Consider the following 16,435-nt stretch of genomic DNA (forward strand, 5'->3'; position numbering starts at 1 on the left):
AGCCCCCACGCGTGCTTACGCCCGCTGCCCCCCGAGGGGGCGCCCAGCGGCTCCGGACGGCCGAGCGCCGCTGATGGCTCAAGACTTCGACCGCGCAATGCGCGAAGGGCTGGCGGATGCCGTCGGCTTTGTGCTTGGCGCCCTGGCCGGCTGGTGGCTGGGCCGGCAGTTCGGCATCGACTTCATCGCCAGCACCGACTGGAATGCGCAGCAGCTCGTCGGCCTGCTGCTCATCGTCGCCGGCTGCGGCGGCGGCCGCTTACTGGCGCGGCGGCTGATGCTGAAGGACAAGCCATGAAACCCGTCCTGCCCGTGACGCTGGCCGCCGGCCCCATCCACCTCGTGCCGCTGACGCTGGGCCATGTGCCCGGCCTGCAGGCCGCGGCCGCGGACGGCGAACTGTGGAACTTGCGCTTCACCAGCGTGCCTGCGCCCGACGAGGCCGTCACTTACGTCGAAGCGGCCCTGGCCGGGCAGGCCGCCGGCCACCGCCTGCCCTTCGCCGTGCTGGATGCGTCGACCGGCGAGGTGCTGGGGTCAACGAGCTATCACGACATCGTGCCGGCCATCGAGCGTGTCGAGATCGGCTACACCTGGTATGCCCAGCGTGTGCAGCGCAGCGCCGTCAACACGACCGCCAAGCTGCTGCTGCTGACCCACGCCTTCGAAACCCTGGGCGCCAAGCTCGTGGGCTGGCGCACCGACAACTTCAACCACGCCTCGCAGCGCGCCATCGAGCGCCTGGGCGCCAGGCGCGACGGCGTGATCCGCCACCATGCGCTGCGCCGCGACGGCACGGTGCGCGACACCGTCATGTACAGCCTGACCGTGGGCGAATGGCCCGAGGTCAAGGCGCACCTGAACTGGCAACTGACTCGACAGCGAACATGAAAAGACAATCCAAGGCCTTTGACGTCGATGCACTCTGGGCCCTGGATCGCATCGGCGAACCCAGCCTCAGCCCCGATGGTGCCCAGGCCGCCGCCGGTGTCACGCGCTACTCGATGGAGGCCAACCGCGCGCAGAGCAGCCTGTGGTTGTTCTCGACGCTGGGCGGCGAGCCGCGCCGCCTGACCGAAGCGGGCGAGAAGGACGGCAACCCGCAATGGAGCCCGCGCGGCGACCTGATCGCCTTCACCGCCAAGCGCGAGCAGGCCGGCGTGAGAGACGAGGAGACGCAGCTTTATGTGATCCCGCCGGACGGCGGCGAGGCGCGCCGCGTCGGCCAAGTGCCCACGGGCGTCGAGTCCTTCAAGTGGTTCCCCGACGGCCGGCGCATCGCCTTCGTGTCCTGGGTCTGGCCCGATCTGAAGGGCGCAGCCCAGGCCGCGCGGCTGCGCGACTTCAAGAGCCGCAAGGAAAGCGCCTACGTCACCGACGAGGCCTTCTACCGCTTCTGGGACCACCACCTGCCGATGGACCGTGTGCCGCACCTGCATGTGATGGATGTCGAGACGGGCAAGGTGCGCGACCTGTTCGAGGGCACGGCCTGGGAGCTGAGCCGCGCCGAGCCGGATGTGAATTGCTTCGACGTGTCGCCCGATGGCCGGCGCATCGCCTTCGCCTTCGACCCCACCGCCGAGAAGAAGCTGGACGGCCGCTTTGCGCTGGCCGAGATCGACGTGAGAACGCGCCAGGGCCAGACGCTGCTGCAGGACGGCGACTGGGACTTCGCCGCGCCGCGCTACAGCCATGGCGGCGCTCACCTCGCCTTCCTGGCCAGCCACCAGGCCCTGGGCCACAACCATCCGAACCAGCTCGCCGTGCTGGATCAGCAGGGCCGCTGGGCCGTCTTCAGCGAGGATTGGGACCATGAGGTCAGCGCACCGCTGCGCTGGGCCGAGGACGACCAGGCGGTGTACTTCGCCGCGGAGGAGCGCGGCCGCCGCCACCTCTGGCAGTTCGCGCTCGGCGACCGCACCGCCGATCGGGTTTTCGAGGGAGGCCATGTCGGCAGCTTCGCGCTGTCGGCCGGCTTCCTCGTCGTCAACCACGACGGCATGCAGTTCCCGCCGCGGCTGTCGGTGCTGGCCGACGATGGCCTGCGCCGCATCGAGTCGCTGAACGACGAGCGCCTCGCGGCCCACAGCTTCGGCCGCCACGAGGAGGTCACGATCCAGGGTGCGCGCGGCGACGACGTGCAGATGTGGCTGACCTACCCGCCGGGCTTCGATCCGAAGAAGAAGTGGCCGGTCATGCACGTCATCCACGGCGGCCCGCACACTGCTTTCGGTGACAGCTGGCACTGGCGCTGGAACCATCAGGTGTTCGCCAGCCAGGGCTATGTCGTCGCCTGCGTGAATTACCACGGCTCATCCAGCTTCGGCCACGAGTTCCTGGACAGCATCACTGGCCACTGGGGCGAGTACGAGTTGCAGGATGTCGAGGCCGGCACTGACTGGCTGCTGAAGAAGTCATGGGTCGACCGCAAGCGCGTCGTCGCCGCTGGCGGCAGCTATGGCGGCTACATGGTGGCCTGGATGAACGGCCACGTGAAGGCCGGCCGCTATCAGGCCTACGTCTGCCACGCCGGCTGCTACGACTGGCAAGCCATGTATGCCGACGACGCCTACAGCTGGCATCGCAAGGAGCTGGGTGCGGCCTATTGGGATGATCCGGCCCGTGTCGCCGCCCAAAGCCCGCATGCCTTCGCCAAGCACTTCAAGACGCCGACCCTCGTCATGCACGGCCAGTTGGACTACCGCGTGCCCGATGCCCAGGGCCTGGCCTACTACAACACACTGAAATCGTTGGGAGTGCCTTCGAGGCTGGTGTGGTTCCCGGACGAGAACCACTGGGTGCTCAAACCGCGCAACAGCCGACTCTGGTACGGCGAGTTCTTCAACTGGCTGGCCCGCTACACCGCCTAGGACAAGCCCGACGTCCAGCAGGCGGGCGAGACGGTGTCGGCTCTGCATAATCCGCAGAACTTCGATCCCGGCCCTGCTCCATGCTGTGCTCCATGCTGATCCAGTTCTGCTGCACGCTGCCTGCCTTGCATGAAGCGCCGCCGTCCGGTCGCCCGCAGCAATGAGCGAAGCGGCTGGCGGTCCACCCGGGCGCAAAACCCCAGAAGACCCGGTAGAGCCCACCATCGCCGTGGAGGTCCAGCTGACGCCGGGCCACACCCTGCCGTCCGGCACGCGCATCCACGACTACCGCATTGACCGGGTGCTGGGAGAAGGCGGTTTCGGCATCGTCTATCTCGCCACTGACGTCGCCCTGGAGCGGCAGGTCGCCATCAAGGAATACCTGCCCTCGTCGATGGCAGCACGCGCCGGCAATTCGCTGACAGTGCTGGTCAAGTCGCCCAACCATGCAGAGACCTTTGCGATCGGGCTGAGGAGTTTTGTCAACGAGGCCAAGCTGCTGGCCCGCTTCGACCACCCGGCGCTGCTCAAGGTGCATCAGTTCTGGGAGGGCAACGGCACCGCCTACATGGCCATGCCCTACTACCAGGGGCAGACGCTGAAGGAGGCGTTGGCCAGGCTCGGCCGGCCGTCGACCGAAACCGAGGTGCGCGCCTGGCTGATGCCGCTGCTGGATGCGCTGGAAGTGCTGCACAACGAGCACTGCTACCACCGCGACATCGCGCCGGACAACATCCTGCTCACCGACCACGGGCCGCTGCTGCTGGACTTCGGCGCCGCACGCCGCGTCATCGGCGATCTCACGCATGCGCTGACCGCCATGCTCAAGCCGGGCTTTGCGCCCATCGAGCAATACGGTGACATGCCCGGCGTCACCCAGGGCCCCTGGACCGACATCTTCGCGCTGGCCAGCGTGCTCTACGCAGCCATCAGCGGCCGCCGCACGGTGGCTTCCGTCGAGCGGCTGCTCAACGACCAGCTGCAACCGCTGGCCACCGTGGCGGCGGGTCGCTGTGGCAACGCCTTCCTCGCGGCCGTCGACCGTGCGCTGGCCATCCACCCCAAGGACCGCCCGCAATCCATTGCCGAGTTCCGGACCCTGCTCACTGCCGGCGACACGCAGGTCATCGATCTGCTCGAGCTGCAGGCTTTGGGCCTCCCGACCGGCGACGAAACGGTGCTGTTGCCGGATTTCGACCCCACCCAGGTCGCATCGATCAGCCCGTTGCTCGCGCCGCGGGAGCCGACACGCCCCGAACCACCGCCGCCGCCCGCCGTGGCTCGCACGCAGTTGCCTGCGGCGCCGCCGCCCCCGGTGCTGCCTGCCCCGCCCCCGCCGACAGCTCTTCCAGCGTCCAGCGCCGTGCCTGCACAGGCGTCCGTGCCGGCCCCGCCGCGCCGCGCTCTCCTCCTGAGCGCGGCGGGCGTGGTGGGCCTGGCCGCGGCCGCCTGGGGCGGATATGCCTTGCTCTGGGCACCGGCGCCCGCCGAGCTGGCGCCGCCACCCGCGCCGGCGTCGGCCGCCGCTGCGGCTCCAGCTCCAGCGCCGATCGCTTCCAGCCCAGTCCAGGCTGCCTCGGCGGCCTCTGCACCGGACACGCCCGCCTCCACCGCCCCCGTGCCACCGGCTCCCGCGCCGGCACCCACAGCCTCGGCGCCGACGCCCATCGCCGTGGCGCCGGCCGCACCCAAGCCGCGCCCTGCCGTGACCGCTCCTGCGCCCTCCGAGGCGAAGGGCGCAAAGTGCAGTGATATTCTGCAAAAAGCCTCACTGGAACCGCTGACGGCGAGTGAGACCGCTTACCTGAAAAAGGAATGTCGATGAGTAGCGCTGGCCACACGAATCGCATCAATTTTTCAGTGCAACTGGGGCGTGCCGCGATGCTGGGCTGCATGGCCCTGCTGGCCGGCTGCCTGGAGACGGCGCCGAAACAGCCGACCGTCTCGACCAACGAGTTGTCCTTCAGCGAAGCCGTCGTCGTCGCCACCGATGGCCTGGTGGGCCAGACTCAGAAGCTGCCCGCCTTCCTGGCAAAGGTGGAGTCCAAGATTGCCAAGAAAAGCGTCGTCGTCGATCCCATGATCGACGCGACAAGCGGCCAGCAGACCCAGACCACGCAGTTGCTCGAACGCCGCATCGCCGAGCGCCTGGCGGCGCGCAAGGAAGGCAGCTTCGACCTGCTGCCCTTCAGGACCGAGAACCTGTCCAAGGTCCAGTATCTGCTGACCGGCACGCTGACGCGCCTGCTGGGGGTGCCGGGCAAGAAATCCTTGCAAATCAACCTGGCCCTGGTGGACATCAAGACGGGCCAGGTGATGGCCCAGGCCTCGGCGCTGGCCCGCGACGACGGCCTCAACCACACACCGCTGGCGATCTACCAGGACAGCCCGGTGCTGGTGAAGGACAAGGTGGTGGACGGCTACATCAGCACGGCGCTGACAGCGCCTGGCAGCTCGGCCAACAGCGTCTACATGGAACGCGTCGCGGTGGCCAGCGTCATCAACGAGGCCGGCTCCCTCTACAACGCCGAGCGCTACCCGGAATCGTTGACCAAGTACCAGGAGGCCCGCAATCAGACGGGCGGCGAGCAGCTGCGCACACTCAACGGCATCTACCTCAACAACGTCCGGCTCGGGCGCACCGCCGAGGCAGAGGCCGCCTTTGGCCAGATCGTGGCCTACGGGCTGCGCGCCAACAAGCTGGACGTGAAGTTCCTCTTCAACCCCGGCAGCACGGAGTTCTGGTCCGACCCCAAGGTCAGCGGCGCCTATCCGATGTGGCTGAGGCAGATCGCCAGGGAGGGCGCCGGCGCCCGCGTCTGCATGGTCATCGTCGGCCACACCAGCCACACCGGCTCGGAGCAGACCAATGACGCGCTCTCGCTGCAACGCGCCACTTTCATCCAGCAGCGCCTGGCGGCCGAAGCCTCGCCCCTGGCCCAGCGCGTCAAGGCCAGCGGCATGGGCTGGCGCGAGAACCTGGTCGGCAGCGGCAGCGACAACGCGGTGGACGCCCTGGACCGGCGTGTCGAGTTCCGCGTGGTGCCCTGCAACTGATACCCCTCGTCCAGCCGCACCCCGCTGAACGCGGTGCGTCTGACCGGTCCCCGAGGGAACGGCGATGCTTGCGGCATTGAGCCGCAAGCACATCGCCAGCGCGGGCCGGCTAGGGAGCGGCCCGGCGCTCGGCCCGAAAGACGGCATCCCTAACTCCGGCGAGACTCGCGCTGCATAATCGTTTTCGACCTGCAGTCCCCGAGTCCGCACCGATGCTGATCCAGTTCTTCTACACGCTGCGCGCCGCCAAGCTCAAGGTGACGGTGCCCGAGTACCTGACGCTGCTGGAAGCCTTGGAGGCGGGCGTCATCGGCGGCCCCGACAACGGCGGCACGGCCAGCATCGACGACTTCTACCACCTGGCCCGCACGTCCCTGGTCAAGGACGAGACCCAGTTCGACAAGTTCGACCGCGCCTTCGCCGCCTACTTCAAGGGCGTGGAGATGCTGACCGACTTCACGGCCGACGTGCCGCTGGAGTGGTTGCGCAAACAGCTTGAGATCGAACTGACGCCCGAGCAGAAGGCTGCCATCGAGAAGATGGGCTGGAACGAGCTGATGGAAACGCTCAAGAAACGCTTCGAGGAGCAGAAGGAGCGCCATGAAGGCGGCAACCGCTGGATCGGCACCGGCGGCACCAGCCCGTTCGGCAACAGCGGCTACAACCCGCAGGGCATCCGCATCGGCGGCTCTGGGGGTAACAAGAGCGCCGTCAAGGTCTGGGAGCAGCGCGCCTACCGCGACTACGACGACACGCTGGAACTCGGCACCCGCAACATCAAGGTGGCCCTGCGCCGCCTGCGCCGCTTTGCGCGCGAGGGGTCGGAGCTGGAGCTGGACCTGGACGGCACCATCCACGGCACCGCCGCCAATGCCGGCATGCTGGACATCCGCATGCAGCCCGAGCGCCACAACAAGGTCAAGGTGCTGTTGCTGATGGACGTGGGCGGCACGATGGACGAACACGTGAGCCGCGTGGAAGAACTCTTCAGCGCCGCCAAGACCGAGTTCAAGCACCTGGAGTTCTATTACTTCCACAACTGCGTCTACGACTTCGTCTGGAAGAACAACCGGCGGCGCTTCGCCGAGAAGCTCAACACCTTCGACCTGATCCGCAAATACAACCGCGACTACAAGCTCATCTTCGTCGGCGACGCGACCATGAGCCCCTACGAGATCCTGCAGGCCGGCGGCAGCGTCGAATACAACAACGACGAGCCCGGCGCCGAATGGATCCAGCGGCTCACCCACGCCTTCCCCAAGTACGCGTGGATCAACCCCGAGCCGCAAGGCGTCTGGCAGTACCGGCAGAGCATCGCGCTGATCCAGCAGCTGATGCAGCAGCGCATGTTCCCGCTGACCCTTTCCGGACTCGAAGGCGCGATGCGGCTGCTCAGCAAATGAAGCGTCTCTTTGCACTGCTCGTCGCAGTGCTGCTGAATGCCTGTGCCACGCAGGCTCCCCCGCAGGCACCCGCCCCACCGGCGCCGGACATCCCCGCCGACGCACCTGCTGTCTACAGCGTCGACATCCGCATCGACGGCGAAAGCCGCGAGGCCGCGCGCCTGCGCACGCTGCTGGCCCAGAACCTCGACCTCGCCCGCTACCGCGCCAGCGAGGCGGCGCTGAGCCGGGTGGAGCTGGCCCGCCTGGCCGCTGCGGCGCCCGCGCAGGCCGAGACGCTGCTGGAAACCGAGGGCTACTTCAACGCCAAGGCCGACGTGGACCGCGACCCGGCAGACGAGACGCGGCTGTTGCTCACCGTCAAGCCGGGGCCGGTGGCAAGGGTCGACAAGCTCGAGCTCGAGTTCACCGAAGGCCTGGCCGACGAGCAGGCCCAGGCCCTGCGGGAAGTCCTGCGCAGCGCCTGGACGCTGAAGAACGGCGCCGCCTTCACGCAGTCGCAATGGGCCTCGGCCAAGAGCGATCTGCTGCTGCGCGCGCGCAATGGCGGCTATCCGCTGGCGCGCTGGGCCGAGACGGCCGCCCGCGTCGACCCCGACACGCAAACCGCCGAACTCCACCTCGTGCTGGCCAGCGGCAACCGTGCCAGGCTCGGTGCGCTGCGCATCGAAGGGCTCAAGCGCCAGAGCCGCAATGCCGTCGAGCGCCTCGCCGGCTTCGACACCGGTGATGACTACACCGAGCAGAAGCTCGCCGAGTTCCAGGAGCGCCTGGCCAAGACCCAGCTCTTCGACGCCGTGCGCGTGCAACTGCTGCCCGAGGCCCCGAACGCCGACGGCACCACGCCCGTGCAAGTCACGCTGACCGAGTCGGCCCTGCAGCAGGCCACGGTGGCGGTGGGCTATCACAGCAACACCGGCCAGAGCATCAGCGTCGAGCATCTGCACCGCCGCCCCTTCGATCTGCCCGTGCGCGCCCGCACCAAGCTGCAATTCAGCCGCGACCTGCGCGGCGCCGAGCTGGAACTGAGCTCCCACCCCCAACCCGACCTGAAACGCAACCTCGCCTCGCTGCAGTACGAGCAGGACCGCACCGGCGACACCATCGCCACCAACCTGGGCGTGCGCCTGGGCCGCCTCTACGAGTCGACGCGCGACGAGCGCCTGAGCTATGTCGAGCTGCTGCGTGCCCGCGAGACCGCCGGCAGCGAGGTCAACACCAACCTGGCCCTTTCCATCAACCAGCAGTGGATACGCCGCCGCCTGGACAGCACCCTGCTGCCCACCGACGGCCACCAGGCCCTGGCCCTTGTCGGCTTCGGCTATGCGAAGGGCGGCGGCACCGACGACAGCGGTCCCTTCGGCCGCATGCAGTTCAAGCTGGGCGTCTACAAGCCCTTCGGTGGCTGGTTCGCGTCGGCGCGCGCCGAGGTGGCGCAGGTGGTATCGAAGGAACAGGTCGGCGTGCCGGAGAAGCTGCTCTTCCTGGCGGGCGGCGACGAGTCGGTGCGCGGCTATGCCTACCGCAGCCTGGGCCCGCAGAAGAACGGTCTGACCGTCGGCGGCCGCGTGCTGGCCACCAGTAGCCTGGAAATCGCGCACCCCATCATGCCGAGCTTCCCCAGCCTGTGGGGCGCCGTCTTCGTCGATGCCGGCAATGCCGCCTCGCGCTGGCAGGACTACCGCGCCGTCGTCGGCTATGGCGCCGGCGTGCGCTGGCGCAGCCCCGTCGGCCCGCTGCGCGTGGACCTGGCGCGTGCGCAGGAAACCGGCAAGTGGCGGCTGCACTTTAGTGTGGGGATCACGCTGTGAGGCGATCCTTGCGCATCCTGCGTGCCGCCCTGATCGCGCTGGCGCTGGTGCTGGTGCTGATCGCCGGCTTCGTCGCCTGGCTGCTGCAACGCCCTGCGGGTGGCGCCTGGCTGCTGGCCCATCTGCCCGGTGTGCAGATCGAGGCCCCCGAGGGCTCACTGATGGGCGAGTTCAGCGCGCGTCGCCTCATCCTCACCTGGGCCGGTGGCTCGGCCGAATTGCGCGGACTGCGCTGGAAGGGCCTGGGCGTCAGCCCCAGCGCCGGCCTCCTGCTGGCGCGCGAGCTGGCCGTGGACGAGGTCGTCATCCGCAGCCAGGCCAGCGACAAGCCCATCGTCCTTCCGCCGGACCTCACACTGCCACTGGGCGTGCAGATCGCCAGTCTGCGCATCGCCAAGCTGAGCTGGGCGCCCGATCAGGCACCGTTGCTCGGCCTGGACGCCCAGCTGGACCTGCCCCGCCGCGGCACCCATCGCATCGAGCTCAAGGCTGCTCGCTGGCAACACCTGACGCTGGCCGGCAAGGCCCGCATCGAGAGTGCCGCGCCGCTGCAGACCGACGCGACGCTGCGCGTGCAGCAGGCCGAAGCGACCGACCTGCCGTGGTCAGCCGTCGCTGCAGTCACCGGCCCATTGGCCAGGCTCAAGGCCAAGGCCGAGCTGGAGGCCGCGCACCAGACGCTGAAGGCCGACGGCGAAATCCAGCCCTTCGCGCCCTGGCCCGTCAACGCGCTGCAACTGAAGGCCGACAAGCTCGACCTGGCGGCCCTCATGCCTGGCCTGCCACGCACGGCGCTGAGCGGCGACGCCCAGCTGAAGGCGCCCGCCCGCGACGCCGAAGCCACGCTGCAGGCCGACCTGCACAACGCCGCTGCCGGCCGCTGGGACCAGGGCGCCCTGCCCGTCAACCGCCTCGTCATCGCGCTCGCGGGCCGGCCTGACCAGCCCACCAGCCTGCGCCTGACCGCGCTGGACGCGGAACTGCCCGGCGGTGGTCGAGTGCAAGGCAAGGGAGCGCGTGAGGCCGATGGCCGATGGCAGCTCGACGCCCGTGTGCAGGGCCTGCGCCCCGAAGCGCTGGACGCGCGTGCGACGCCGGCGCGCCTGGATGGGCCACTCACGCTCGCGGGCAGCAAGGCCGGCCCCTTGAGCGCCAGGCTTGACCTCGCCGGCACGGTGCAGAACCGTCCGCTGCGCGTGAAGGCCAAAGCCCGGGGCGAGGGCACGAAGTGGCAGATCGAGGACGCCCAACTGGCCAGCGGCGACGCCACGCTGCAGGCCAGCGGTCGCGTCGACACCGCCGGTGCCGCGCAACTCAAGGTTCAGCTGCGCCAGTTCGACCCGCATCTGCTGTGGCGCGGCGCACCCGGTTCGGCCTGGGCTCGCCTGCCCGGCCCGACACGACTCAGTGCCGAGGCCGATGTGGACGTGCGCGGCAAGACCATCGCCACGCTCAGTGGCAACGTCTACGCCCGCTTGCTGCCCAGCCAGTTCGCCGGCCTGCCCCTCGAAGGCCGGATCAAGCTGCAGCGCGAACGCGCCGCCGACCCGGCGGCCTTCGACATCGATGGGCGCCTGGGCAACAACCGCGTGCAGACCAGCGGCCAGGCTCGGGCCGAAGCCATCACCGGCACTGCCGCACTGAAGGCCGGCGCGCTGGCCGAGCTGAACCCGCTGCTGGCGCTGTTTGACCAGCAGCCGATCGCCGGCCAGGGCGAGGGTGATGGCAGCTTCCAACTGGTGCGCGGCATCAAAGGCTGGCAGGTCGGCGGCAGCGGCAAGCTGTCGCTGGCCTCCGCCAAGGCGTTGGGCACCAGCATCGCCGCCCTGAAGGCGCGCTGGGAATTGCCCCTGCCCGGCGCCGATGGCGATGGCCCGGTCGCGCTGAACCTGGACATCAGCCAGTTGCGCGACCCACTCGCCCAGCTCACCAGCGCCAAGCTCGACTTGCAAGGCCGGCGCAGCGCCCACGATGTGAAGGCCGAGGTCAGCGGCAAGATCATTCGAGATGCATCGGCGCGCGACTCGCAAGACCTGACGCTGAACGCCCAGCTCCAGGCCCGTGGCCGCTGGGATGGGCAGGCCTGGAGCGGCCGCGTTGCGCGCATAGCCATCGGCCCGCTGCGCCCCAACACGCCGCCACTGCTGGCGGCCAAGGACATCGGCCTGCGCTGGGCCAGCGACGGCCCACGCCTGCAGGCCGAGCCCGGCCGCGCCGAGGTGGGCGGCGCCTTCGTGCGCTGGCAGGCCCTGAGCTGGACCGGCGGCGAACGGCCCGAGGCCCGCGCCGAACTGCAGCTCGAGGACGTGGCCGCCGCGCCATTGATGGCGCGCTGGCAACCCGACTTCGGCTGGGGCGGCGACCTGCGCGTGACGGGCCATGCCTCGCTGCTGCTGAATGATCGGCTCACCGCCGAACTGCTCATCGAACGCCAGAGCGGCGACCTGCGCGTGACCGACGAGTTTGGCCAGCGTGCGCTGGGACTGACCGACCTGCGCCTGGCGGTGAATGTGCGCGACGGCCTGTGGCAGTTCGCGCAGGGTGTGGCCGGCAGCGAACTTGGCAGCCTGGGCGGCGCGGTGACGCTGCGCCCGGCCAAGCTCTGGCCTGACGCGCAGACGCCCGTGCAAGGCGTGCTGCAGGCCAATATCGCCAACCTCGCCACCTGGGGCAGCTGGGTGCCGGCCGGCTGGCGCCTGGGCGGCCGCGCGGCGGCCACCGTGCAGCTTTCCGGCCGTCTGGGCGCCCCCGACCTCAATGGCCGCGCCGAAGGCGAGAACCTGGCGCTGCGCCATCTGCTGTTCGGCGTGGATGTGACCGAGGGCCGCTTCACGCTCGACTTGAAGGGCCAGCATGCCGAGCTCTCCAAGCTCGAGGCGCGCGGCGGCGATGGCTGGCTGCGCGCCAGCGGCACGGCCGAGTTGGGTGCCCAGCCCAAGGCCCACATCGAGATGACGGCCGACAAGCTGCGCGTGCTGTCGCGCGTGGACCGCCGCCTCGTCGCCAGCGGCCAGGCGGCGCTGGACCTCGACGCCAAGGGGCTCAAGCTGGAAGGCAAGCTGCGCGCCGACGAAGGCCTGTTCGACTTCAGCCGCGGCGACGCGCCCGCGCTGGCCGACGATGTGACCGTGCTGCGCGGCCCGCGCGACGCGGCACCCACCGCGCCGCCCGCACCCAAGGCCGCGCGCAACAGCGTCGTCAACGTCGCGCTGGACTTCGGCCGCGACTTCAAGGTACGCGGCCGGGGCCTGGCGACGACGCTGCGCGGCCAGTTGCAGGTCAGCCAGAACAACGGCCCGCTGCGCGTGACGGGCAAGCTCGACGCCGACGGCGGCCAGTACGCCGCCTATGGCCAGAAGCTGGACATCGAGCGTGGCGACATCAGCTTCACCGGCGCCTACGACAACCCGTCGCTGGACCTGCTGGCCGTGCGGCCCAACCTCGATGTGCGCGTCGGCGTCTACGTGGGCGGCACGGCGCTGGCGCCGCGCGTGAGCCTGTACTCCTCGCCCGAGATGAGCGACACCGACAAGCTCTCCTGGCTGCTGCTGGGCCGCGGCCCCGATGGCCTGGGCCGCACCGACACGGCCCTGCTGCAGCGCGCCGCCCTGGCCCTGCTCAGCGGCGAAGGCGAAGGCCCGACGGGCAAGGTGCTGCGCAACCTGGGGCTGGATGAGCTCTCGCTGTCGCAGAGCGACGATGACACCAAGGCCACCATCGTGCGCCTGGGCAAGCAGATCTCGCGGCGCTGGTATGTCGGCTATGAGCGCGGCCTGAACGCCACCACGGGCTCCTGGCAGCTCATCTACCGCATCGCCCAGCGCTTCACGCTGCGGGCCCAGGGTGGGGACGACAACGCGCTCGATCTCATCTGGCAGTGGAAATGGGATTGATTTGGAGCCCCTCGTCCAGTCTTGCCGCTGAACGCGTGCAAGCCTGACCGGTCCCCCTAGGGGACGGCGATGCTTGCGGCATTGAGCCGCAAGCACATCGCCCGCGGGCCGGCTTGGGAGCGGCCCGGCGCTCGACCCGCAGCCCATGCGCCACGAGCTCCAGCCTGTCAGACAAAGCCGCATCCGGGCCGGCTTTGTATCTGCTGAGAGCCAGCGGCCTCCTACAAGGCGACGCGATGGCGCACCCCTGCGCCATCCCGGCCTGCCTACACATCTGAAACCCCGTTGAGACCAAAGTTGTTTCATCAACCCCTGTTGATTCCGATGGAGGTTCACCATGACCCAGGTCCAGCTCACTACGCCAACAGCACCCGCTTCGCTGCCGCTTCCTCAGTCCGCGCACAAGGCGACCATCGCCGAAACCCTGCGGGCTGAGCCAGAGCTCACCCATCTGCTGCACTTCGAGCCGCTGACCTACCAGGGCGCCGGCCTGGACATTCCCTGCGACCGCCAGGGCCGCGTCGGCCTTGATGCCCTCGGCGACAAGCTGCGCAACGACTACTTCTTTGCGCGGGCACTGATCGGCCGCCTGTTCGACAAACCGACCGTCAAGCAGGCCCTGCCGGCGATGCATTCCTGAGCAATCAGGCGCCGTCCTACAGCCCCACCCTGGTCTGCCCGACAGCGGGCGCCAAGACCCTCCGCGAGGATTCAGGCCATGTTCACAGACTCACTCTCTGCGCAGACCGTGCCCCATCTGCCGGTCGCCGCCGATCTTGTCGATGCCGATCTCGACGTCTCCCTCAGTACCCCGTCCACGCTGGTCGTTCACGCCAGCCTGGAACTGCAAGGCAGCGAGGCCATGGACCTCGCCCTGGTCATTCCCCGCTCGCGTTGCAATGGCGAGCGCCCGCTTCTCACCGCCCTGCTGGACGCCGTCCAGGCCGCCGTGGCACGCGCGACGCGTGGCGGCACCCTGCACCAGCCGCGCCGCGTGCTGACGCAGGTGGCCGGCCAACCCCATCTGGTCGCGCAGTTCTAAAGGCCTATTTCGAGCGCCCGTCAAACTCCGTGACGGGCACGGCCTTCAGGTCGATGTCCTCCAGGCAGCGGATGTTGATGGCTGCCATCGCCGAGCCGTCCGGCCCCTTGCCTTCGCCATAGGGATGCATGCCACAGGTCGGGCAGAAGCGATGCTGGATGACATGCTTGTTGAAGGTGTAGCTGCTGGCGTTCTGCTCCGGCGTCAGCAGTTTCAATGCGCTGCGCGGCACGAACCAAAGCAGCGATCCCTTGCGCTGGCAGATCGAACAGTTGCAGGACAAGGCGGAGCCGATCTCGCCCTCGACCTCGAACTTGATGTGGCCGCAGTGGCAGCTTCCTTGGTGCGTCATGTCGCGTGTCTCCTTGAGTAGGCGGATGCTGCCAGAAAGCCCGCGAGACCCCATGCGAGAATGCGCGCCGCCTGACCGGCGCCTTCACGGCGCCAACGGTGCTCTCCGTAGTTCAATGGATAGAACGGCCGCCTCCTAAGCGGCAGATACAGGTTCGATTCCTGTCGGAGGGACCACGAAGCATCGATGCGGCCTCACAAAACGCCAGGAAGCGGGCCAAAGCGCTCTGAGCGGCCCTGTTCCAGGCGTCGCAGCCGTCTTTCCAGATCGGCGAGATCCCGGGCTTCGCTAAGAAAGCGCTCGTCGTCATCCCGTGTGAACGCGTCCCTCAGGTTCAGCAGCCATGCGCCCAAGCGCGACGTCGAGCCGGTGACGACAGATTTTGGGAACAAGGTAGCGCTACGTTGCATGGGTGCTCCTTCGTGAGGCTCGAAAGCGATGAATCACGATAGGCACCGCCCACGCTGTTGCAAAGGCACAGAAGGGGCGCAAGTTCACTCGGCTGTATCAACGCAGCTGCAGACACAGCTGGCTGCCCGGGCCGCCGGGCATCGATGACAGGCGGCTCAATGCGAAATCCGCCGCTTGATGGGTGGGCCAACTGATCCTCGTCAACGTGGGTGTTGAGATCGTCCGGCATTCTTGAGGTCCAGGCGCTCGATCAGAGCTGCCGCCAGTGCGCAAGAATCGCGTCTCGCCTTCTACGAGGAACCGCAATGCCTAAACCCGTCATCCGTGCACTGAGTGCTGCCCTGCTGCTGGGCACAGCCACCAGCTGGGCAGCCGACGAAGTCACCCTGCCCCTGAAGGAAGCGTGGTTCGAGGGCGAGATCGTGCATTACGTCAGCACGGACATCTCCGACCCCGGCATCGCCAAGAAGCAGGGCATCAACTACGTGCCCGCCCTGGCCCAGACGCTCAAGCCCGGCATGCCCGTCGAGAAGGCCTACAAGTTCCCGGGCGACGAGCAGGCCACCGTATTGCCCTCCATCCCGCGGCCCGTGGGCGGCGCCAATGCGGACGCGACCTACAGCCCGCTGTGGGTGCTGGTCATGGTGCGCTGGAAGCCCGGCGTCACACCGCACACGCTCAAATCCGAGGAGGCCGTGCTGGCGGCCGAGGAAAAGGGCGAGGTCCAGCTGACTCCCACCAAGATCGTCGCGAACTGGCCCGTCGTGCGGGCACGTGGCGCCGCGCTACAGGGCGTGCGCTGAGCCAGCAAGACATCATCCCTTCGGCCGGTCGCCCCCGTCACTGAGGGTGCCGCGCAGTTGGGAGGGCGCCAGCCCGGTCATCCGGCGGATGGCGCGGCTCATGTGCGCCTGGTCGGCGAAGCGGCACTGCGCGGCCACGGCGGCCAGGCCGGCGTCGCCCCGGGCGATGTGGCCGAGCGCGCGATGGGTACGCTGGAACAGGCGGTAAGCCGCCGGCGTCACACCAAAGACCTGACGAAAGCCGCGCGCAAGGCTGCCCGGGTGCAGGCCGAGTTCGCGCGCCCACGAAGCCACCGGTGCATCAGGATCCTGGCGCAGCCGTGCCGCCAGCAGGTCGGGCCAGTCCGAAGCGGGAATCGGCAACTCCGTCAGGCTGGCGGTCAGCAGGTCCAGCGCCGCATGCAGGTCCCGTTCCGCCAGCCGAACCACCGCGTCCGGATCGCTGGCGGCGGCATGGGTGGCAGCTTCCCAGGCGGTGGGCAAGGGCAGGATCAGCACCTGGGCGCCACTGCCGGCCACTTCGTCCAGGTGGTACTCCCAGCGGCGGTGGGCGAGTACATCCCCCGCCCGCAAGTGGTGCCGCCCCGTGTCGCCCGCCTCGACATAGCCGCCGGCGAGCACCAGGGCGACGAAGGCTTCGTCATGCCGGTGCCGGCCCAGCCGCTCGCGCGGCGGATGGCGCATCGGCCCGGCGGTCAGCGGGCGGCAGGCGCCGGGCGCGCCGGGTCCGCCAGGTGCTCCCTTTGGCAGGTGAATTCGGTTCAAGACAGGCTATGCAATCGGCCACAAACTG

General features: G+C 68.9%; 14 protein-coding genes and 1 tRNA gene. 12 read left to right on the top strand and 3 right to left on the bottom strand.

Features of this window, described 5'->3' with window-relative positions; all coding sequences use genetic code 11:
- The first annotated feature begins 73 nt into the window (after positions 1 to 73).
- The 10 genes from ACXJKM_RS19575 to ACXJKM_RS19620 all read left to right on the top strand — a co-directional run bounded on the left by ACXJKM_RS19575 (position 74) and on the right by ACXJKM_RS19620 (position 14,076).
- On the top strand, positions 74 to 298 hold the full coding sequence (locus ACXJKM_RS19575; RefSeq protein ID WP_457354506.1) for a hypothetical protein: 225 nt from the start codon (positions 74 to 76) through the stop codon (positions 296 to 298).
- A complete protein-coding gene (locus tag ACXJKM_RS19580; protein WP_457354508.1) occupies positions 295 to 891 on the top strand; it encodes a GNAT family N-acetyltransferase in 597 nt (198 codons plus the stop codon). Before ACXJKM_RS19575 ends, ACXJKM_RS19580 begins: the two co-directional genes overlap by 4 nt.
- Entirely contained in the window at positions 888 to 2,870 is a 1,983-nt protein-coding gene (locus ACXJKM_RS19585) for a S9 family peptidase (RefSeq protein ID WP_457354510.1), read from the top strand. The genes ACXJKM_RS19580 and ACXJKM_RS19585 overlap by 4 nt, the downstream gene beginning before the upstream one ends.
- 160 nt (positions 2,871 to 3,030) lie before the next feature.
- Positions 3,031 to 4,695, top strand: a complete 1,665-nt coding sequence (locus tag ACXJKM_RS19590) for a serine/threonine protein kinase (RefSeq protein WP_457354512.1) — start codon at positions 3,031 to 3,033, stop codon at positions 4,693 to 4,695.
- A complete protein-coding gene (locus ACXJKM_RS19595; protein WP_235532009.1) occupies positions 4,692 to 5,927 on the top strand; it encodes an OmpA family protein in 1,236 nt (411 codons plus the stop codon). Before ACXJKM_RS19590 ends, ACXJKM_RS19595 begins: the two co-directional genes overlap by 4 nt.
- A 212-nt stretch (positions 5,928 to 6,139) precedes the next feature.
- Positions 6,140 to 7,330 carry a vWA domain-containing protein gene (locus ACXJKM_RS19600; RefSeq protein WP_457354513.1) on the top strand — a complete coding sequence of 397 codons (1,191 nt, stop codon included), beginning with the start codon at positions 6,140 to 6,142 and terminating at the stop codon, positions 7,328 to 7,330.
- Positions 7,327 to 9,141 (top strand): autotransporter assembly complex protein TamA, encoded by a 1,815-nt coding sequence (locus ACXJKM_RS19605; RefSeq protein ID WP_457354515.1) that lies wholly within the window; start codon positions 7,327 to 7,329, stop codon positions 9,139 to 9,141. Before ACXJKM_RS19600 ends, ACXJKM_RS19605 begins: the two co-directional genes overlap by 4 nt.
- 8 nt (positions 9,142 to 9,149) lie before the next feature.
- Positions 9,150 to 13,034: a translocation/assembly module TamB domain-containing protein gene (locus ACXJKM_RS19610; protein ID WP_457354517.1), complete on the top strand. Its 3,885-nt coding sequence runs from the start codon at positions 9,150 to 9,152 to the stop codon at positions 13,032 to 13,034.
- Between the two features lie 337 nt (positions 13,035 to 13,371).
- On the top strand, positions 13,372 to 13,674 hold the full coding sequence (locus ACXJKM_RS19615; RefSeq protein WP_457354519.1) for a hypothetical protein: 303 nt from the start codon (positions 13,372 to 13,374) through the stop codon (positions 13,672 to 13,674).
- Positions 13,675 to 13,752: 78 nt separating this feature from the next.
- Positions 13,753 to 14,076, top strand: coding sequence for a hypothetical protein (locus tag ACXJKM_RS19620; RefSeq protein ID WP_457354521.1), 324 nt, complete (start codon positions 13,753 to 13,755; stop codon positions 14,074 to 14,076).
- A gap of 4 nt (positions 14,077 to 14,080) precedes the next feature.
- Here the strand turns inward: ACXJKM_RS19620 and ACXJKM_RS19625 are convergent, their stop codons facing one another.
- Positions 14,081 to 14,428, bottom strand: a complete 348-nt coding sequence (locus ACXJKM_RS19625; protein WP_056198875.1) for a GFA family protein — start codon at positions 14,426 to 14,428, stop codon at positions 14,081 to 14,083.
- Between the two features lie 101 nt (positions 14,429 to 14,529).
- On the opposite strand from ACXJKM_RS19625, the gene ACXJKM_RS19630 reads away from it, so the two are divergent.
- Positions 14,530 to 14,604, top strand: a tRNA-Arg gene (locus ACXJKM_RS19630).
- Between the two features lie 18 nt (positions 14,605 to 14,622).
- Here ACXJKM_RS19630 and ACXJKM_RS19635 read toward each other — a convergent pair.
- Positions 14,623 to 14,838 carry a hypothetical protein gene (locus tag ACXJKM_RS19635; RefSeq protein WP_457354523.1) on the bottom strand — a complete coding sequence of 72 codons (216 nt, stop codon included), beginning with the start codon at positions 14,836 to 14,838 and terminating at the stop codon, positions 14,623 to 14,625.
- A 306-nt stretch (positions 14,839 to 15,144) separates the two neighbouring features.
- On the opposite strand from ACXJKM_RS19635, the gene ACXJKM_RS19640 reads away from it, so the two are divergent.
- Positions 15,145 to 15,642 (top strand): DUF7482 domain-containing protein, encoded by a 498-nt coding sequence (locus tag ACXJKM_RS19640; RefSeq protein WP_056198881.1) that lies wholly within the window; start codon positions 15,145 to 15,147, stop codon positions 15,640 to 15,642.
- A 12-nt stretch (positions 15,643 to 15,654) separates the two neighbouring features.
- Here ACXJKM_RS19640 and ACXJKM_RS19645 read toward each other — a convergent pair whose 3' ends face one another.
- A complete protein-coding gene (locus tag ACXJKM_RS19645; protein WP_457354525.1) occupies positions 15,655 to 16,407 on the bottom strand; it encodes a helix-turn-helix domain-containing protein in 753 nt (250 codons plus the stop codon).
- Positions 16,408 to 16,435 lie beyond the last annotated feature (28 nt).

It is taken from the genome of Roseateles sp. P5_D6, from assembly GCF_054049415.1.